We start from the raw sequence: 21,050 nt of genomic DNA, 5'->3' as shown, positions 1-21,050 counted from the left end.
ATACCATGCAATATCCTCAAGTTAAAGCTTTTTTTGATCAAGATACCAATACATTTAGTTATGTAGTGAATGATCCACAGACGAACTGTTGTGCTGTAATTGATAGCGTATTGAATTATGATGCTGCATCGGCTTCAACCTCGACTGAAAGTGCGGATCAAATCATTCAATATGTTGAAGATCATCAATTAAAAGTTGAATGGATATTGGAAACACATGTACATGCAGATCATTTAACCGCTTCTCAATACTTAAAATCAAAACTGGGTGGCAAAGTTGCCATGAGTCAGAAGATCAGTATTGTTCAACAAACTTTCAGTGCAATATACGGCATTGATATAAAGTATTTTAACACCCATCAAAGCTTTGATTATTTATTCAAAGATAACGAGCATTTTAGTATCGGTGAATTGGACGCATTCAACCTCCCAACGCCAGGACATACACCTGCATGCTTAAGTTATGTGATCGGTGATGCTGTGTTCGTAGGGGATACACTATTTATGCCAGACTATGGCACGGCACGTTGTGATTTTCCTAAAGGTAGTGCAGATACTTTATTTGATTCGGTACAAAAACTATATCAACTTCCTGATCAAACACGAGTTTTTCTCTGCCATGATTATAAGCCTGAAGGAAGAAATGAATACCTTTATGAAACAACTATCAATGCACAAAAGCAAACCAATATTCATATAGATGCTAAAACCCACAAACAAGATTTTGTGAATATGCGACAAGCACGAGATGCAACTTTGGCTATGCCCAAACTGATTCTGCCAGCTATTCAAATCAACATGGATGCTGGGCGTTTTCCTGAACCTGAATCCAATGGCATACGTTATTTAAAACTACCTTTAAACTACTTTAAGCAGTAAATCACCTGAGCTGAGATTAGTAAATATCGATGTTATCGCATGTGCTCAAAATAGCCTAAGTAAAATTGAACATCTATTTTATTAACTTAGTCACATGCAATTTCCAAACATAAATTTTTGTACATTCAATCAACGCTATGATAAAAATACAATTCATTTTAAAACTTGCTGAAATTAAGGTGTTTAAATGACCACCATTTATTTAGTCAGACATGGTCAGGCTTCATTTGGTAAAAGTAATTACGATGAGCTATCTGAAAATGGTGAAGCACAAGCAAAGCTCTTAGGGCAATATTTTAAGCATCTTTTTACTGAACCGCCTTATATCGTTTCAGGTAGCATGAAGCGGCATCAACAAACCACTCAAATTTCATTGAATGAGTGTTTTCCTCAAGCGGATTATAAAACTGATGGGTTATGGAATGAGTTTAATCATCAGCAAGTATTTTCTTTATATGAGCCAAGGTTTGCTCAACCAGAAGTATTGCAACAAGACGTTTTTCAAGAAGTAGACCCGAGAGCTTATTTATTTCAGATTTTCGATCAAGCGATTGCTCGTTGGACAAATGAAGAATTTCATCATGAGTATGATGAATCTTGGATCACCTTTAAAATGCGTGTAGAAAGTGCATTAGAGAATTTATGTGCAGAGTTAGCACATAAACAACCCCAAGAAGCTGTTGTTTTTACTTCTGGTGGCGTGATCTCCGTTGTGGTCGGTAAATTACTTGAGTTAAGTGTGCAACGTACTTTCGCGCTCAGCTGGTCGATTGCAAACACAAGTGTTACCACCTTGAAGTTAGTCAATGGTGAGCCACAGCTATTGAGTGTGAACGAGCATCAATTTATCAAATCTAAAAATCCAGATTTGCTAACTTGGTTGTAACTGGGAGAACTCGTCTATTAAATCATCTGAAAAGTGATGTTCGCTTACTCAGACTTCAATTCTTGTGAGCCTATGGAGATGTGACAAAAAATAGGCAGGCGCACGTGTTTTGAGTGGGTTTTTTAAGTTTCTATGGTATAAAAATATCTCAACAATCCAACTTGAGAATAAGAAATGTCTGAACAAAAATATCATTGGTATTTAATTGGTTATACTTTTAATGATAAGAATGATAGTGGTAATACTCGAAACTTTAGTATTCAACTGCCATTGGAAACCTTTTTACCACCCGTTTCCCAATCAAAATTAAATGAGCTTGGTGTAATTGGATTGGAGTGGATCAGAAAGAATGATCCATCAGCAGATCCTGAGAACTTGTTTACGTTATCTATTTGTTATTTAGGTGAGATGACCACGAAGGAATTTCGCGCTTAAAATAACTAGATCGGAAAGCCCTTAGCTGGGCTTTCCATTTCTTTATTGTATGAAAACGCTTGATAATATTTTAATTTTCAGGTCTTCACTCCATCTTGTTCAATTTTTACTGCCGCTTTCCAGCTAGGTAATAAACTTAATCCCTCGACATATTTCTGAATATTTGGATAATTCTCACCTTGTGACATTTGATGAATTAAGGCATGAAGTCCAAATCCCATCATAAAGTCTGCTCCAGTTAAACGATCTTCCACCAAATATGATTTATTTTCTAAATACTCATTTAGATAACCAAAAACCTTATCAAATTCAACTTGAGTATAGTTTTCTAGAAATATCAACTGCGTACCTTGCTTGGTCTCTATCTCATTAAAAACTTTTAATAAAAATGGCAACATGGCAGAGCTTTCAGAGAAATGAATCCATTGTAGATAGTCTACATAAGTAGCATCATTGATGTCTGGTGCTAAGTGAGGTGCAAATTTCTGAATTAATAATTCTACTATGGCACCTGATTCCGCAATGATTTTACCTTGCCACTCAATCACAGGAGACTTACCTAAAGGATGAATATTTTTTAAAGACTCAGGCGCTAAATGGGTAGTTAAATCACGGTAATAGCGTTGCAGTTGATACGGCTGTTTGATTTCTTCAAGTAGCCACAAAATTCGAAAAGAACGTGATTGATCTAAATGATGTAATGTAATCATGATAATTCCTGTTAAAGAGTTTTACGGTAATTTTCCCACACTTTTCAAATTTCAATAAGCGATTAAACACATTTATCATGGCGACTTTCCAAAAAAGCATCTGAGCTACTATATTTTGATGATTGTTCCATACCTATGGCTAAACAGGGGGGAATGATGCCGATAGCTAGGAAGCGACTTAGAAAGACCTTTTCTCCTGATTTTGCTTCAACATATTGCTCAGTTTGCCCAGATTAGTGAACTCAAAGTTTAATGAAAAAAATTATTGTTGAAATTTTGCTATACGAAAAGGCACAAGCAAAAAGCTAGAAATATCTATAAAATGATCAAAATTATTCACTCAATTTTAAACTTGGTTTTTTATATAAATGACTGATATAGAAATAGAAACACATCCGCTAACTCCTTTTCTACCTGTTCATGCAAAATTACTCATGTTAGGAAGTTTTCCACCGCCTCAAAGTAGATGGAAAATGGATTTCTATTATCCGAACTATCAAAATGATATGTGGCGTATCTTTGGTTTGATTTTCTTTAAAGACAAAGACTATTTTTTAGACTTGCCGAATAAAAACTTTAAAGAACAGCTTATACGTGATTTCTTAACACAAATTGGTGTTGGAATATTTGATACGGCCTATCAAGTTAAACGGCTGCAAGGCAATGCTTCGGACAAGTTTTTGCAAATTGTCACACCAACTGATTTATCAGAATTGCTAGAGCAAATCCCAATGTGCCATACCATTATGACCACAGGGGACAAGGCCACCGATACTTTGATGCAGCATTTTCCAGAGCAAGCAAATAAGCCAATGATTGGTCAATCTGTACAAGTAAATTATGCTAATCGTGAGCTTAATTTATATCGTTTACCATCATCGTCACGGGCATATCCTTTAGCCTTAGAAAAAAAAGCGGATGTTTATCGACAATTCTTTGAAATAATTGGTTTGGTGTAATCAATCTAAAATTGAACTACATCATCCATTCTACTGGAAAATAAGACACGAAATGCATGCTAAACCTTTGGAATCTAGTGCTCTCAGGGTCGTGATGATGTTCAATGACTTGACCATTTTCCTTATGTTCATACCAGACAATATTGCCATCTGCATCAAGTTTAAGTTGATAGGCGACTTGTAGCATGTGTTCATCCAGAAGTGCGGTAATTTGATTCTGTAATTGATCTGATTCAACCACTAAACCGACCTCGGTATTTAAATGCGCAGAACGAGGGTCAAAATTAAAAGAACCAATAAAAACTTTACCATCTACATCAAAGAATTTTGCATGTAGGCTTGAGCGATTTTTACCTTTTATAGGAATCACGCTACCCGTTGCGATTTCATACCAAGTCCGTTTTTTTCTTTCGATATTGGGTTTGAACTCGTAAAGTTGTACGCCATTTTGTAGAAGCGGTTTACGGTATTGACTATAAAATGAATGCACAACGGCGACATCATTGGCGACCAAACTATTGGTGAGCACCCTAACTTTGATACCGTTATTCGATAATTGGCTTAAGTATTCTGTTCCACGTTGTGTTGGCACAAAATAGGCCGAAACCAATTCCATGTGCTGCTCGGGTTTCCCCATAATCTTTAAGACTTGTGCATAAAGCAGTTCTTGCTCTTTTGCTTGTCCCGATGCTTTATTCGGTCGATCCGCAACAAAGTGTGCTTTTGCCCATTGAACAGGGTAGTTTTGAAGACGGATTTTTAAATAATCCTGCGCAGCTTCAAGCTTCTTTTCAGTAAGCGTATTTTCTTCATCAAAAGCCTGATAACTTTGCCTAATACTTTCAAATTGCTGCGGTGTGCCTTGACCAAGTAATTGTTCAGTAGAATAACTTAAAGGACTTTGCCAAAACTCATCGAAGACCTCAGCAGCGTGATCAACAGACGCGCCATAAAATAAAATGTCCATGTCACTAAATTGGAATTGATCACTGGCGTCAAAGTATTCACTACTAATATTTCGACCACCAGTGACTGCGATTGATGAGTCAGCAATCGTGAGTTTATTGTGCATGCGATGGTTAATTTGATTTAACCTGAAAATATAGTCAATAAAGCGCAGATGTCTAAACTTATATGGATTGAAAATACGAATGTCTAGATTTGGATGTTGCGAGAGTGCTTTAAGTGTTTTATCGAGTTTGACTCCATTTTGGTCATCAATCAGTAATCGGATTTTTACCCCTCGGTCAGCAGCATTGAGTAATTCATAAAGCATCAAGTTGCCAATTGGATCATCATTCCAAATGTAATATTGCAAATCCAAATGATGTTTAGCGTTCCTGATTAAGTGAATACGAGATGCAATACTTAAAAATGCATCATCCAAAGCTAAAAATGCAGTTAAACCATTTTCAATATTAAGATCGGTTTGAGGATCATTTATCCATTTTGTTTTTGTTTGCAAGGGATTACTCCGATCATGGTTTTGATTAGGGGGCAATGAACAGCCACTTATTGCTAACATAATACCAAGTGTCATTATCTTGAAAGAGTATGAATTATTTATCATTTTATTTATCAAGCGTGTGAGTCCAACAGTAATTTGCAGGTTATTGATTTTCTTATATATCTAAATACGTTTTCTTTCCAAGGTTTAAATGTAATTATAAATATAATCAACAACTTATATTTTAATTTATATATTTTTCCTATGTAAATACTCTGAATCAATACAGATGTATAGTGTATAAATCAATAAATATTGAGCCATAGTACTATACTGGTGTATAGTATATTTTTAGATTTAATGTGGTCTACATTATGCCTAAGCAATTAGAGGACAAAAAAAAGATCCTCGCTCGTGTAAGACGAATCCAAGGCCAAGTCCAGAGTGTTGAGCGTGCTTTGGAAAATGACGCAGAATGCGCAGATATTTTGCAGCAAATCTGTGCAGTTCGTGGCGCAATAAATGGTTTGATGACTGAACTTCTCGAAATTCATTTAAAAGATACCTTAGTCGTCGGTGAATCTTCCGAGTTGCAACGCAGTCAAGAGCTGATTCAAGTCAGTAAAATTCTTAAATCTTATTTAAAGTAAAATTCAGGAGTATCATTGTGATTAAATCTCGTGCAGCCGTTGCTTTTGCCGCCGGTGAACCATTACAAATCGTAGAGCTTGATGTTGAGCCACCTAAAGCAGGTGAAGTCCTCATTAAAATTACGCATACAGGTGTATGCCATACAGATGCCTTTACTTTATCAGGTGATGATCCCGAAGGTGTTTTCCCTGCCGTTTTGGGGCATGAAGGCGCAGGAGTTGTGGTTCAAATCGGTGTAGGTGTAACCAGTGTTGCGGTTGGCGATCATGTGATTCCGCTTTATACAGCAGAATGTAAGGAATGTTTATTCTGTAAATCGGGCAAAACCAATTTATGCGTTGCGGTTCGTGCAACTCAAGGTAAAGGTGTTATGCCTGATGGCACAACCCGTTTTTCTTATAATGGCCAGCCAATTTATCACTATATGGGTTGCTCAACCTTTAGTGAATACACGGTTGTTGCTGAAGTCTCTTTGGCGAAAATTAACCCTGAAGCCAATCATGAACAAGTCTGTTTATTAGGCTGTGGTGTAACGACAGGTATCGGTGCAGTACATAACACAGCGAAAGTACAAGAAGGTGATAGTGTTGCCGTCTTTGGCTTAGGTGGTATTGGTTTGGCAGTCGTACAAGGTGCACGTCAGGCTAAAGCTGGGCGAATCATTGTGGTGGATACAAATCCAGATAAATTTGAACTGGCAAAACAGTTTGGTGCAACAGATTGTTTAAATCCAAAAGATTATGAACAACCGATACAACAAGTGATTGTAGAAATGACAGGTTGGGGCGTTGATCATTCTTTTGAGTGTATTGGCAATACCAATGTGATGCGTTCTGCTTTGGAATGTGCACATCGTGGTTGGGGGCAATCCGTGATTATTGGCGTAGCCGGTGCAGGTCAGGAAATTTCGACGCGTCCTTTCCAACTGGTCACAGGTCGTAAGTGGATGGGTACAGCGTTCGGTGGAGTGAAAGGTCGTTCGCAACTCCCGAAAATGGTAGAAGATGCAATGAAAGGTGAAATCCAACTGGAGCCTTTTGTAACGCATACCATGCCACTTGAGAATATTAATGAAGCCTTTGATTTGATGCATGAAGGTAAATCTATCCGTACTGTGATTCATTTCTAATTTTTAAGTTTAGATTTGATGGTGCGAAAAGTGCCATCAAATCATCTATGAGCATCTATTCATGACGAAAGCACGTTTAAAACTTCATGTTCGTATATTGTCTGAAAATGAAATTGCTTTTGGACCTGGAAAAGCTGAGTTACTTGAAGCGATTCAACGTACAGGCTCAATTTCTCAAGCCGCTAAATGCATGAATATGAGCTATCGGCGTGCGTGGCAATTGGTGGAAACAATGAACCAATGTTTTCGTTCCAATCTTGTTGAAACTCAGACTGGCGGAACACATGGTGGTGGTGCAGTGGTCACTGAATTAGGACAATTGGTGTTAAATAAATTTAGAATAATGGAGCAACATGCCATTCAGGCAGTCGAATCAGAATTTGAAGAGCTATCTAATTATATGAAAGTGAAATGAAGAATAGGAAGATTGTCCAGTGAATTTTTAAAAGGCATCCCCTTTATGATGGTGACACAAATCGTCACAAATAGACGAAACTGTCTGAACATATCATCGATTTTTCCTGTAAAATGCCTTTACGTTTAAAAAAACTCAATAAGAAGCAATGTTCAAGACTATTTTTTCTGCATTAGAACAACTCGGCTTAACTGCTCAGAAACGTGCAATTCATATTCAATTTTCGAATCCTGCTTTAGCCAATCAGGTATTTTTGCAGCGTATTGAAGGTACGCATAGTCTGAATGGCGGAATTACTGCCGCCCTTATATGCTTATCTACGAACGCGATCATTCCATTAAAACAATTCATTGGTTGCCAAGTTGCTGTCGATACCGTTACGGATATAGGCACACTCTTTAGAACCACAGGTATTATCACCGAAGCCTTCCAAGGACAATCTGATGGCAGTTTGACCCTATATAAACTCAAACTGCAAGATGCCACCGCACTGTGGCATAAACGTCGTAATAGCCGCGTGTTTATGAATAAGACGGTTATAGAGGTATTGGAAGTTGTTTTTAAGGAATGGCAACAACAAAATCCCTTATTTGCATCCAGTCTTAGCTTGGATCTCAGTGGGCTTACGCAAGACTACGATGTTCGCCCATTCACTATGCAACACAATCAAACCGATGCAGAATTTCTAACGAATTTATTGCGTAGTGAGGGTGTTAACTGGTTAATTGATGAAGCTCAACTCACTGTTGCAAACAGCAATAGCCCGATCCAAGCACAAAAACTGCGTTTAATTGACGATAACAACCAATACCAAGCCTTAAATCGCAGAACGATTCGTTATCACCGCAGCAGTGCCACCGAACAATACGACAGCATGACCAGCTTAATTGCGGAACGCTCTTTACAACCGACAGCCGTGCATATCCAACGCTGGCAAGCCGATGCCCTAGAACAAGAAGACGGTGCAGGCAGTGTACAAAGCAAGCATCGGCATAGCGAACAACACGACAATGCCAGCCTAGGACTTGAAGATGCATGGCACTTCACCCCAGCATGGATGCAAGACCTCAATGGAGAAGATGGCGCAACTGCATCAGGCAACAAGCAAATTGAAAAACTTAATCAAAACCTCGCTCATTACCACGATGCCCAAGCCAAACAGTTTATCGCCAATACGACTGTACGCGATACCCAAGTCGGCTACTGGTTTAAACTGAACGAACACCCAGAAATCGATCAACACAGTGGATCAGACCAAGAGTTTCTAATCATCAAAAAAGATTGGTTTAATCAGAACAACCTACCCAAAGATTTGAACGATCAAATCAGCCAATTAGTTGAACAAAGCCAATGGCAATATTCAAACAATAGCGGAGAACGCCAAGCCAACCAACTGACCCTACAACGTCGCAGCATCAAAACCGTACCCGAATACCACCCCCTACAACACCGCCCAGCAGCCCATCCACAACGCGCCAAAGTGGTTGGACCATCAGGTGAAGAAATCCATGTCGATGAATGGGGCAGAATCAAAGTCCGCTTCCTGTTTACCCGAAATGAGGATCACCAACACGATGGCGGTGCAGGTAGTAACGACAACGATACCGATTCAGCATGGGTGGATGTACTCACTCCTTGGGCTGGCGAAGGCTACGGCGCACGCTTTCTGCCACGTATCGGTGAGATCGTGGTGATCGACTTCTTTGATGGCAACATCGACCGACCTTATGTCACAGGACGACTGCACGAAGCACAGCGTAGCCCGACTAAATTCGATAACCAAGGACAACTGCCAGATACCAAGAAACTGGCAGGGATAAAATCCAAAGAATACCAAGGCTCAGGTTATAACCAGCTACGCTTTGACGACACCACAGGACAGATCAGCGCTCAACTACAAAGCAGCCATGCGGCAAGTCAACTCAATCTCGGTAAACTCAGCCACCCTAAAGCCCAAGCAGAAAGCGAAGATCGAGGTGAAGGCTTTGAACTACGCACTGACCAATGGGGTGCGATTCGAGCAGGCGAAGGCTTACTGATCACCACCCATACACAAGACCAAGCAGAAGGCGATCATCTCGAAGCGCAAACAGCCAAACAACAATTAGAAGGCAACCAAAGCAACGCCAAAGCCTTAAGTGAAGTGGCAAAGAACCAACAGACGGATGAACTCGAAGCTTTAGAACAACTCAAAGCGTTCGCCGAGACAATTCAAGACAAGATTGCTAAATTCAATGAAGCAATCCTATTACTTAGCTCACCGAATGGTATTGGACTGAGTACTCCAGAAGACATACACCTTTCTGCGGATGGACAACTGAACCAATTTGCAGGCGGTAGTATTAACCTAACTACGCAAAAGAATTTAATCGCCCAAGCCAGTCAAAAGATCAGCTTATTTGCAGCACAAAGCGGGATTAAACAGGTTGCAGCAAAAGGTAAGTTTGAGATACAGGCGCAAAGTGATGGTCTGGATATATTTGCTAAAGCAGGGATACAAATCATCTCGACAGAGGGTTCAATACATTTTATTGCGAAAAAGAAAATCGTCATGGTTGGCGATAGTTCGCAACTCGAAATTAATGGTGGTGGTATTTTCCCAACCACAGGTGGAAAGTTTGAATGTAAAGCTGGGCAGCATTTGTTTATGGGGGGGGGGAGTGTTTCTACTAAGTTGCCATTATTACCTAAATTCGACAACCCTTTTATTCTTCAGTATCTTGTAAAAAACAAAGATAATCAGTTGCTTATGGATAAGCCTTATTTGATTTTTGATGAGAGTGGAAATATTCAAAAAGGTGTGACAGACAAAAATGGTTTTATGAAATTAAAAACAACATCTTCTGCCCAAAAAGTGGCAACACGTGTGATGGTGAATGAAATAGAAGAAGCTGAAGAAGATGGAGTAGAGGAAGAATAATATGCATTACAGTCGACTGAAACTTATCGTTCAAGCCCCATTGAAAGTCAAAGATTTGACTTATAAATTTATTGTCTACAATAAAATAACAAATAAACAAACAAAGTTCGAAGGGCGTTTTGATGAACAAGGGTTTACAAAGTGGTATGAGATTCGGAATTTAAATACAGTACTAATCTATGAAGTTTATATTCGTGGTGAACTCTTACAAAAAATTTCTGCAAAGGCGTATCCTCAAAAAACACGTTGGAGCAGTTTTAGCATCAAATTAACAAAAGAAATGACAAAAAAGGTCACTGAAAATATTAAAGAAATCTATTTAGATGATAGTGAAGTTGCTTGGTATTTGGTCAAGAAAAAAGAAACAATGTTGGAATGGTCAAAGCGTGTGTTTAAAAGACCGCTAACAAGCTCGGATTGGGATATTCTTAGAAAAAATAATCCACATATAACTGGCATGGCAAGCATTAGACTATTACAACCAGGTCAAGTCATTATTTTATCGAATAGTACAACAGCAAAAGAGTTAGAACAATATAAAAAAGAAGCAAGGGAAGCACAAAAGAACCTTGAGAACATGATGAAGGACCCTAGTTTTGATGCGGAGTTTTTTGCTCAAAATTATGAGTTTTTGCTTGATATCTATAATGAAGATCAGGTTGTTGCTTCTAAACATGATGTCTTTAATGATCCTAATGCTCATCCCTTGACCCATAAGTTTGAATCACCTGTATCATCAGAAAGCAGTGGTATTGCTTGGGGAACTGTAGCAAAAGGGAGTATAGATGCTTCTATGAATTTTTCGGTTGGGGCAATGGCAAAATTAAGTAAAGTTCAAGGAGAGATTACCTTAAAATATAATGAAGAGGTCGCTAAAGGTTCAAGGTTAGCTAATCCAAAGCATGAGCCAGAATTTAGACGGAAATATGCCTCTTTATATAAACAGTTCGACAATAATTTTTTAAATGACATTTTTAGATGGGATCGTGGGATCCAAACTCAGAATATGAGAAAAGTCACGAAAAGTACGGCTTTGATCAGAGATCCGAATTATAAAGGTGGTACAAAAGCATACGCTAAGAATATGACGGAGTTAGGAAAGATTAGTAAATATGTCAAAGGAGGGGGATTATTGTTTATCGGTTTGGATATTTATAATGCTGGAAATGCGATTGCAGAGGCGAAACCTGAAGAGAAAGAGAGGACAGCCGTTGTTGAAACCTCTAAAATTGTTGGTGGTTTAACTGGTGGTATGATCGTAAGCGCTTTGGTTATAGGTGTTGCTACTGGTGGAACTGGATGGGTTGTATTAGGAGTAGCTGCTGGTTTAGGGGCATTAGCGAGCTGGGGCGCTGGTACCGGTGCTGGCATAGGTGCAGAATATGTATATGATAAAGTTAATGATAGAAAATGATCAATTTTATTAATTTATTTTTAGAAGACAAAATTTTTTCTTTTTTTGTTATTTCTTTTCTTTTTTTATTTCTGTATGTTTTTACTTTTATAGTTCAATATTTTTATTTATCCTGCAATCTAAAAGGTATTTGTAGGCTTGTATATGGCGATGAGAACCATTTTAAAATACCGCTTAATCCATTTGACTCTTATTTTATTGGATTAGTCCCGGTTGTTTTTTGGCGTGAAGTATTAAATATTAAGCGAGGCATAAGCTTCAAGAATCTTTACAATAAAGATTCTTTTTTTATAATAAGCAAAAAAGAACTAGTGCAACTCCTCAATAAATATCCATTCCTTTTTGGTATTCAATATACTCTTATTCTTTTTGGTATTTTTTTCCTTATCTTTTTGAGTTTCGCTTGCTTGTTGTTAAAATTTAGCTGATATAACAATTATTGTAGGAGCTATCTTGGAGTAAGTGGTCTAATGAAAATCAACGTTATGAGTTTAGCGATATCGATCTTTGCTGCAATGATGATAGGTTGTCAAAAACAACCAAAGAATGAATAAGAGTTGCAGCAGGGGCCTCTGCATTACTTTGATGGGCGGGTAGCGAAGTAGGTGGCGTCACTGGTGCATCGGTTGCAGAGTATAGCTATGAACGATTTAAATAATTGGAAATGTTATGCTGCTTAAAGACTTATTGGTAATATATTTATTATTATCCGTTGTTTTGTGGGCTATTTTTCATCAGTTAGCAGCAAGATATGTTAATAATTCTGAAGAATTAAAAGCTATATTTTATGGTGATTTGTATAAACAAAAATCAATGGATGTAACCAATATTGAGGCTGTAATTCTGGGTGTTACCTTTATCAATACAATTTTTCTATTTTCAGAAAATAGTTTGAAGAATTTTATTGAAAAAAGGAACAAGCTATTTTATGGTTTAGATTTTAAGTCTGCTATGAAAGTTATAGAGCAACATAAAAAACTATGGAATCATATTAAACTTTCTATTTTTTTTGGTTTAGCAATTGTTCTAAGTTCTATTTTATTTTTTTTTGATTTAGTTGATGTTTGGGCTTTGTTGCATAAATATTTTAAAGCTGGAGCTGGCTAGGTGCCGAGTTATCAGGTTTTTCGGGTGCCAATCTGGGGATCGCAGGAAATCTATCGGTTGATATTACTCATCAAGGTACGACCCAAATGCTATCCGCAGTGGTACGTGAGCCAGAGCAATCGATGACGAACATGCTGAATCGTGAGCGTAAACCGATGTTTGAACCCGCAAAAGGTGGTTTAAAAGAAATTGCTGTTGATCAGAACAGTGGCAAGCCACAAGCAACCGTTGGCGTTGATGCATTTGTTGGGGCGCAAATCCAAGGTGTGTTAAAAGGCGGGATAGAGTGGTTCAAACCGAGTACAGATAGCAATGGAGAGGGAGAGTTTGTCACCATCGCTGCGGTGTCTGCTGGTGCTGGGGCGCAAGGGCAATTCCAACTGATTTACCATGCTGGCTGTTTTAAGGTACGTGCCGCAGCACATCTATGTTGGGGTGTTGGTGCAAAGGGGATTGCGACATTTACGGTAGGGACTGAGCATATCCTGAACTATATTGGTTTTATTAAATTGCAGTTATTACAAGCTGGGTTTAGAAGTTTAGTCTATATCTCGGGGCAAGCTTTCACGTTGATGTCACAAGTACTCGCTTATTCTATTGGTGAGGATCATCCATTAACAGGAAATGTTCAAGAAATAGCAAATGCTTATAATATTTGGCTCAACCGTTTGAATAAAGACCAAAAGCGTTTAAAAACAGCCAATCATGTGAACTCCGCTAAAGGTCGTGAGGAACTGATTATTGCTCCGCCAGAAACTAAAGGCATCTTACTCTATGCAGTGACCCACTGGAGTGATCGTACTGCCCCAATCTTTGATATGAAGGTGTCCTTTAGTGAGCGAGAGGTTCAGTTTTTCCCTGCACGAAAAACCGCAGTGATTAATATCTTAAAAACCTGTATCACAATAGCAGAATGGCAAAATACCATTCAACATATACATCCGAGGGCGAAGAAGTTAAACCCCTCTGAGTTTGGTAAAGTTGAAGGGGATTTGATTCGCTTTTTAAATTATGGTAGTGATCGAAAGTATGCAGAAGATATTATTCGCTGTATTAATCAAGGCATTGATTATGCAGGAAGCAATATTAATCAGTGGTTGAAAGACTATTTAAAATATCGTAAGGGAGCAAGGGCGGTTACAGACACATCATGGAACTATATGTTGGTGCTAAATCAAGATGATTACCGTTTTGAACAATTGAGCATACAACAGGGCTTATCTAGAGGTTTTGAAGAGCAAGCGTTGATGGCGAGTAACCTCGAGATATTAGCGCCCTTTGAACAGGATGAATCCGAATCCAAGGTGTACCATGTTTAAGGGTACACCTTTAAAAAGCTTAAGGATTGGCTGCACAACGCACTGAGTTATTTTGATTCAGGTCTAAATTGTATTTTTGCACTATTTTTGATTTAGCACGTTCAGGGTCTTCGACAGGATGTATGGCATGGCGTTGTATGGTTAAACCATTCCCCCCCATGTGCATATTTTGACCATCATCAGGTGCAGAGCTACGTACCACTTTTAAGATGCCTGTCGCTGGACCTTGCGGATTTTTTTCGGGAGATTTACTGTAGTACTCAGGATCATACCAGTCCAGCATCCATTCATAGTTGTCGGTTAGCATGTCATAGAAGCCTAACGGGCTTGGTGGAAATTGTTGTAATGTAGAGATATTCTTATACACTTTGGTTCTATCTTGAATATCTTGCCGTTGTTCGAAACTCCAAATATTACGACCAATATCGATTTTGCCATTGTCTGTGGCAAAGAGAACATATTGCCCACGATTACGGGCTGCATATTCCCATTGCGCCTCTGTGGGTAAGTCCATCTTTAAGTTGAGCTGTTGACCGAGCCATTGACAATAATCTCGTGCCTGCTGCCAATTAATCCCCGCTGCTGCAGTAGAGATCCTTTCTTCGATTGAATCTTCATTAAACTTACCCACTTTTTTTTGCCCTGTGACATCCGTATAGACATCAAAATCGGCATAAGTGGCTTTGGTGGCACTGAGATGAAAGTCATCCAAAGTGACTTTGTGTAAGGGGCTACTGTCCCCGCCAGCATAGGGACGTTTATCAGTACTATGTTCAGGACCAAAGTCACCCATCATAAAGTTTCCACCTTTGACCAAGATGAGATTCTTTTTGGTTTTTTCTAACAATTGTTGTAATTGTTTTTGTTGTTCAGCAGATAGATTTGCTTTAGTAGTTGGCGTTTGTGCGTTTTGACTAGGATTTGACGTAGGTTTGGCACAAGCAGTTAAAGCAATGCTAGAAAGTAAAATGATCGCAAGGTTTTGTTTAATCATCTTTTTAAAATCATTAGGTTGCAGATATTGTCTAAATTTTAAGTGAGTTTGTGAGGATTGAAAAGAAACATTGTGTTTAAGCATTAAAAGCTCAGCATATCTATTTCTGATTTTGATAAACAGTCTCTGATTTTGGAAATGCTAGATAAAAATTTCATTCTCAGCATTATCTCTAGAATTGTGCAACAACAGTGATTTCAGCACCAATAATAAGCATATTTATCAGACCTAAAAATCACATAAACATAAATACATGATTTATATTAAAAAATAATTATGGCATGGTTTCTGCTTTTATTAATTCAAACTTGTATACAAGATAGGATTCATAAAGTGCACGAAATTAAAACTTTAGGCTGGACAATTTCTGAATGGCAAACGGCTTACTTAAAAAAAGAGATTCAGCTCGATACTTTAAAAGATTTAGTTGCAGCAATTGACCCTCAAGACAATGCATGGATTTCAATTGCGACGGTAGATCAAATTGAACAGCAAATCGAAGCATTGAATCACTCCACTCAAGATGCTGAGAATCTGCATAAACAATTTCCACTTTACGGCGTACCGTTTGCCGTGAAAGACAATATTGATGTCGCTGGATTTGCAACAACAGCTGCATGTAAAGCACTAACCGAGATAGCAGAGCAAGATGCAGAAACAGTACGTTTGTTAAAACAAGCTGGTGCGATTGTGATCGGTAAAACCAACCTTGATCAATTTGCTACAGGTTTAGTAGGTACACGTTCTCCATTTGGTGCAGTACCAAATACATTTAAAGCTGAATATGTCAGTGGTGGTTCAAGCTCAGGTTCAGCAAGTGCTGTAGCTCGTGGGTTCGTGCCATTTGCATTGGGTACAGATACGGCGGGTTCAGGTCGTGTGCCAGCGGCATTTAATAATATTGTCGGTTTAAAGCCTACCAAAGGGCGTTTTTCAAATCGTGGCTTAATACCTGCGTGTAAAAGTCTCGATTGTATTTCGATATTTGCTTTAACGGTTGCCGATGCAGATCTAGTCGCTCATCAAATCGAAGCCTACGATGCTCTGGATAGCTATTCACGTAAGCACCCTAAAAATGTGCCTGCACGTTTTTCTAGCAAATTAAAATTTGCAATTCCAAACCAACTGAATTTCTTTGGTGATCAGCAAGCTGAAAAAGCATTTCAACAAACCGTGCAATTACTGGAAAGTTTAAACGCTGAAATCACCAAGATTGATTTTTCAGATTTTGAAAAACTGGCAGCGCAACTTTATCAAGGGTCTTGGGTCGCAGAGCGTACTGCGGCGGTCGAGGATTTACTCAAAACCAATGCAAAAGATTTTGATCCAACAGTACTTGAAATTATTAAAAACGGCGAAAAATATTCAGCGGTTGATGCCTACAATGCTGAATATTTAAAACAAGACTTAGCACGAAAAATTCAAGCGAAACTCGCTGAGTTTGATGCTTTAATCGTTCCAACAGCACCGACCATTTACACCATTGAGCAAGTACAACAGCATCCAATTGAATATAACGCTCACTTTGGTACATATACCAATTTTACCAATTTAGCTGATCTCAGCGCACTGGCATTACCAGCAGGCTTTAGAGCGGATCATTTACCTTTTGGCATCACCTTAATTGCCCCAGCTTGGCACGATGCCGCATTAGTTCATTTCGGTAAGGCATGGCAAAACTACTTAGCACTGAAATTAGGTGCTTTAGATAAGACTCAGCCTTTAGGTTCTGTAACTCCAGTTTCTCCTCATCATATCCGTGTTGCTGTGGTCGGTGCGCATCTCACCGGGATGCCATTAAATTTTCAATTGACCACCCGTGAAGCCGTGCATATCGAAACCACAAAAACCTCTAAAAATTATGCGCTCTATGCTTTAAACGGCACTGTTCCGCCAAAACCAGGCTTAGCTCGTCAACAAGATGGTCAAAGCATCATTGTTGAACTTTGGGATGTTCCAACCGCTCGATTTGGCGAGTTTGTAGCAGAGATCCCAACACCTTTGGGCATGGGCAATGTCGAGTTGGAAGATGGTCGTTGGGTTAAAGGCTTTATCTGTGAGCCTTATGGCATAGATGATGCAGAGAATATTAGTCATTTTGGTGGATGGAGAGCCTATATCCAGCATCGTAACAATCAAGTAGCAAACACAGCGAATTAATTGGGGGAGTCATCATGTTTAAAACTGTACTTATTGCAAACCGTGGTGAAATTGCTGTTCGAGCGATTCGCACACTGAAAAAATTAGGCGTGACTAGTGTTGCTGTTTATTCAGATAGCGATTGTTATGCACAACATGTTGAAGATGCTGATATTGCAATTGCATTGGATGGCTTAAAACCAGCCGATACTTATTTAAGTATTGAGAAATTAATTCAAGCTGCTAAACAAACGGGTGCTGAGGCGATTTTTCCGGGTTATGGTTTCCTCTCAGAAAGTGCTGATTTTTCGCGTGCATGTGAAGAAAATAATATTGCCTTTATGGGACCAACCGCCGAGCAAATTTTAGAGTTTGGACTAAAACATCGTGCCCGTGAATTGGCCGCACAGGCGAATGTGCCAATGACACCGGGGACAGGATTACTGGATAGTTTAGAAGAAGCATTGACTGCTGCTGATCGTATTGGCTATCCAATCATGCTGAAAAGTACCGCAGGTGGTGGTGGTATTGGCTTGACCCGTTGCGACACCCCACAAGCCTTGGCCGATGCCTATGAAAGTGTCAAACGTTTAGGCGAACAGTTTTTCAAGGATGCAGGCGTATTTATTGAATGCTTTATTGATAAAGCTCGTCATGTCGAAGTGCAAATTTTTGGTGATGGCAAAGGGCAAGTGGTTGCTTTTGGTGAGCGTGATTGTTCTTTGCAACGTCGTAACCAAAAGGTGGTTGAGGAAACACCCGCAGCAAACCTACCAGAAGCAACACGCAAAAAATTGCATCAGGCTGCGGTGGAGTTAGGCAAATCTGTCAATTATCGCAGTGCTGGTACAGTAGAATTTATCTATGATGCCAATCGCGATGAGTTTTATTTTCTAGAAGTGAATACGCGTTTACAGGTTGAACATCCAGTCACTGAAATGGTGACTGGTTTAGACCTCATTGAATGCATGCTCAAAGTGGCTGCTGGTGATGAACTTGATTGGGCATACCTTAGCAATATTCAGCCTAAAGGTGCAGCGATTGAAGTACGAGTTTATGCCGAAGATCCTGTTAAAAATTTCCAGCCAAGTCCGGGTGTTTTGACAGAAGTGAGTTTTCCAGAAGGAATTCGTGTTGATACTTGGGTCAAAACAGGTACAGAAATTTCGCAATATTTTGATCCAATGATTGCCAAGATCATCGTTCATGCTGAAGATCGTGCTGCTGCGATTGAGAAACTACAAACTGTCTTAGCTGAAACTCGTTTAAATGGGATCAGCACCAATTTAGATTATGCGCGTGCCATTATTTCTGATGAACGTTTTGAATCCATGCAGATTTGGACACGTATGTTGGATGACTTCAACTATACGCCAAACGTGATTGAAGTGGTTCAAGCAGGAACTTTGAGTTCAATTCAAGATTATCCGGGTCGTACAGGCTATTGGGATATTGGTGTGCCACCATCAGGTCCAATGGATGATTATGCATTTCAGCTTGCCAATCGTATTGTGGGAAATGATACTAAAGCGGCAGGGTTTGAATTTACCTTAGTTGGGCCAACATTAAAATTCCATGCGGATACAACCATTGCTTTAGCAGGAGCGAGTTGTAAAGCATTCTTGGATAATGAAAAAATTGATTTTTGGCAACCTGTTGAAGTCAAAGCAGGGCAAACTCTTAAAATCGGTCAAGTTGAAACAGGCTGTCGTACTTATTTAGCTGTGAGAAATGGCTTAGATGTGCCTGTTTATCTTGGCAGTCGCTCTACTTTTGCACTTGGTAATTTTGGGGGGCATGCAGGTCGTACCTTACGTGTCGGTGACATGATTAAAATGGTTGATCCAACATTTGCCAGTATAGAACTTCCAATTGCAACTGACGTGCCTCAAGCATTATCGGCTGATCTGATTCCTGAATATGGCAATGAGTGGGAAATCGCAGTTTTATATGGCCCACATGGCGCACCTGACTTCTTCAAGCCTGAATATGTGGAGGAGTTTTTTGCATCTGAATGGACAGTACACTTCAACTCTAACCGTTTAGGTGTACGTTTATCAGGTCCGACGCCAAGCTGGGCGCGAGAAAATGGTGGTGAGGCAGGTTTACATCCATCCAATGTGCATGACTGTGAGTATGCGATTGGCGCAATCAACTTTACTGGTGATTTCCCTGTTATTTTGGCAAAAGATGGTCCAAGCTTAGGTGGCTTTGTATGTCCTGTAACCATTGCCAAAGCAGAACTTTGGAAAGTTGGACAGTTAAAAGCGGATGATAAAATTCGTTTCTATCCAATCACGGTAGAACAAGCCAATGAATTAGAACGCAAGCAAATTGAAAATATCCAAAACTTTGCTGATGCGACCAAAGTCGTGGAGACGATTGAGCCAACTCAAGATGTGCTAACAACAATTTTGGCACAACGCGAACCAACCGATTTATCACCAAAAACAGTTTATCGCCAAGCAGGTGATAGCTATATTCTTTTAGAATACGGCGACAATGTTTTGGATTTGGCGTTGCGTTTACGTGTGCATCAATTGATTCAAATGATTCGTGCAGCAAATATCGATGGCGTATTAGAACTCTCACCAGGTGTACGTTCACTGCAAATTAAATATGATGGTTTAGTGATTCCACAATCAGAACTGATTGCTCAATTACTTAAACTTGAAGAAGAAATGGGCGATTTGAGTCAGTTAAAAATTCCATCTCGAATCGTACATTTGCCAATGGCATTTGAAGACAGTACCACTTTAGGTGCAGTTGAGCGTTATCAAGAAAGTGTTTGTGCCAAAGCGCCTTGGCTACCAAGCAATGTTGATTTTATTCAACGAATTAATGGTTTAGCCCATCGTAATGAAGTCAAAGATATTATTTTCGATGCGAATTATTTAATTCTTGGTTTGGGTGATGTTTATCTGACTGCACCATGTGCCGTACCAATCGATCCGCGTCATCGCTTACTCAGTTCTAAATACAATCCTGCACGTACCTTTACCGCAGAGGGAACAGTGGGGATTGGCGGTATGTACATGTGTATCTATGGCATGGATTCACCGGGTGGCTATCAGCTTATTGGTCGTACTTTACCGATTTGGAACAAGTTTAGGAAAAATAAACAATTTGGTAATAAGCAATGGTTCTTGCAATTCTTTGATCAAATTAAATATTTTGAAGTATCTGAGGATGAATTGAATTTATGGCGTGCAGATTTTGAAAATGGTCGTGCGCAAATTCAGATTGAAGAAACTGAATTTGATTATGCAGACTATGTAAAATTCTTAGAGAATGAAGCGGAAAGTATTGCTGAGTTTAAAGCCAAGCAGCAACAAGCATTTACCACCGAAGTGAGTCGTTGGAAAGAAGAGTTTGCCGCCCAGCCAGAAGAACAGATTGAACTTTGCAACAGTGCGGACTATAGCCATCTTTCATCCCTCAACGCATCGATGACTGGCAATATCTGGAAAATCTTTGTTGAAAGCGGTCAGGAGGTTAAAAAAGGTGAGACTATTGCTATTATTGAAGCAATGAAGATGGAACTTCCTGTTTATGCAGAAGAAGATGGCATCGTGAAAGCCATTATTTGCAGAGCAGGGCAAACGGTACATAGTGGCGAGCCACTGGTCTATATGGAATAAGGCAAG

15 protein-coding genes and 1 pseudogene are annotated in these 21,050 nt (G+C 39.3%); 13 read left to right on the top strand and 3 right to left on the bottom strand.

Features of this window, described 5'->3' with window-relative positions; translation table 11 throughout:
• The first annotated feature begins 5 nt into the window (after positions 1-5).
• From MMO38_RS02975 to MMO38_RS02965, 3 genes are all read left to right on the top strand, one after another.
• Positions 6-878: an MBL fold metallo-hydrolase gene (locus MMO38_RS02975; protein ID WP_241322487.1), complete on the top strand. Its 873-nt coding sequence runs from the start codon at positions 6-8 to the stop codon at positions 876-878.
• Positions 879-1,065: 187 nt separating this feature from the next.
• The gene (locus tag MMO38_RS02970) at positions 1,066-1,764 is read left to right on the top strand and encodes a histidine phosphatase family protein (RefSeq protein ID WP_241322486.1); all 699 of its coding nucleotides are present in this window, start codon (positions 1,066-1,068) and stop codon (positions 1,762-1,764) included.
• A 174-nt stretch (positions 1,765-1,938) separates the two neighbouring features.
• Entirely contained in the window at positions 1,939-2,199 is a 261-nt protein-coding gene (locus MMO38_RS02965; RefSeq protein WP_241322485.1) for a hypothetical protein, read from the top strand.
• Positions 2,200-2,276: 77 nt separating this feature from the next.
• Here the strand turns inward: MMO38_RS02965 and MMO38_RS02960 are convergent, their stop codons facing one another.
• A complete protein-coding gene (locus tag MMO38_RS02960) occupies positions 2,277-2,909 on the bottom strand; it encodes a glutathione S-transferase (RefSeq protein ID WP_241322484.1) in 633 nt (210 codons plus the stop codon).
• Positions 2,910-3,277: 368 nt separating this feature from the next.
• Here MMO38_RS02960 and MMO38_RS02955 point away from each other — a divergent pair, with 368 nt between their 5' ends.
• Positions 3,278-3,868, top strand: a complete 591-nt coding sequence (locus MMO38_RS02955; protein ID WP_241322483.1) for a uracil-DNA glycosylase family protein — start codon at positions 3,278-3,280, stop codon at positions 3,866-3,868.
• A 16-nt stretch (positions 3,869-3,884) separates the two neighbouring features.
• On the opposite strand, the gene MMO38_RS02950 is transcribed toward MMO38_RS02955, so the two are convergent.
• Positions 3,885-5,393 (bottom strand): phospholipase D family protein, encoded by a 1,509-nt coding sequence (locus MMO38_RS02950; RefSeq protein ID WP_241322482.1) that lies wholly within the window; start codon positions 5,391-5,393, stop codon positions 3,885-3,887.
• A gap of 296 nt (positions 5,394-5,689) precedes the next feature.
• Between MMO38_RS02950 and MMO38_RS02945 the strand changes: the two genes are divergently transcribed.
• The 7 genes and pseudogenes from MMO38_RS02945 to MMO38_RS02915 all read left to right on the top strand — a co-directional run.
• On the top strand, positions 5,690-5,965 hold the full coding sequence (locus MMO38_RS02945) for a metal/formaldehyde-sensitive transcriptional repressor (RefSeq protein WP_241322481.1): 276 nt from the start codon (positions 5,690-5,692) through the stop codon (positions 5,963-5,965).
• Between the two features lie 20 nt (positions 5,966-5,985).
• The gene (locus MMO38_RS02940; RefSeq protein WP_241322526.1) at positions 5,986-7,095 is read left to right on the top strand and encodes an S-(hydroxymethyl)glutathione dehydrogenase/class III alcohol dehydrogenase; all 1,110 of its coding nucleotides are present in this window, start codon (positions 5,986-5,988) and stop codon (positions 7,093-7,095) included.
• A 61-nt stretch (positions 7,096-7,156) separates the two neighbouring features.
• Positions 7,157-7,510, top strand: a complete 354-nt coding sequence (locus MMO38_RS02935; protein ID WP_241322480.1) for a LysR family transcriptional regulator — start codon at positions 7,157-7,159, stop codon at positions 7,508-7,510.
• Positions 7,511-7,658: 148 nt separating this feature from the next.
• A complete protein-coding gene (locus MMO38_RS02930; RefSeq protein ID WP_241322479.1) occupies positions 7,659-10,430 on the top strand; it encodes a type VI secretion system Vgr family protein in 2,772 nt (923 codons plus the stop codon).
• A 1-nt stretch (position 10,431) separates the two neighbouring features.
• Positions 10,432-11,844: a hypothetical protein gene (locus MMO38_RS02925; RefSeq protein WP_241322478.1), complete on the top strand. Its 1,413-nt coding sequence runs from the start codon at positions 10,432-10,434 to the stop codon at positions 11,842-11,844.
• Positions 11,845-12,513: 669 nt separating this feature from the next.
• Complete coding sequence (locus MMO38_RS02920) at positions 12,514-12,951, top strand: hypothetical protein (RefSeq protein WP_241322477.1); 438 nt, start codon at positions 12,514-12,516, stop codon at positions 12,949-12,951.
• A pseudogene (locus tag MMO38_RS02915) lies at positions 12,948-14,270 on the top strand (hypothetical protein); the annotation flags it as partial. The gene MMO38_RS02920 and the pseudogene MMO38_RS02915, both read left to right, overlap by 4 nt.
• Before the next feature lie 19 nt (positions 14,271-14,289).
• Here the strand turns inward: MMO38_RS02915 and MMO38_RS02910 are convergent.
• Positions 14,290-15,264 carry an SUMF1/EgtB/PvdO family nonheme iron enzyme gene (locus tag MMO38_RS02910; protein ID WP_241322476.1) on the bottom strand — a complete coding sequence of 325 codons (975 nt, stop codon included), beginning with the start codon at positions 15,262-15,264 and terminating at the stop codon, positions 14,290-14,292.
• A 333-nt stretch (positions 15,265-15,597) separates the two neighbouring features.
• Here MMO38_RS02910 and atzF point away from each other — a divergent pair, with 333 nt between their 5' ends.
• Together atzF and uca are read left to right on the top strand one after the other, a co-directional pair.
• Positions 15,598-17,424, top strand: coding sequence for an allophanate hydrolase (atzF, locus tag MMO38_RS02905; protein ID WP_241322475.1), 1,827 nt, complete (start codon positions 15,598-15,600; stop codon positions 17,422-17,424).
• A gap of 14 nt (positions 17,425-17,438) precedes the next feature.
• Positions 17,439-21,044: an urea carboxylase gene (gene uca, locus MMO38_RS02900; RefSeq protein ID WP_241322474.1), complete on the top strand. Its 3,606-nt coding sequence runs from the start codon at positions 17,439-17,441 to the stop codon at positions 21,042-21,044.
• Positions 21,045-21,050 lie beyond the last annotated feature (6 nt).

The organism is Acinetobacter sp. NIPH 1852, from assembly GCF_022549455.1.
GTDB lineage: Bacteria > Pseudomonadota > Gammaproteobacteria > Pseudomonadales > Moraxellaceae > Acinetobacter.
Note: the sequence above shows the minus strand (reverse complement) of the source record. Positions and strands in the feature narration are given on the sequence as shown.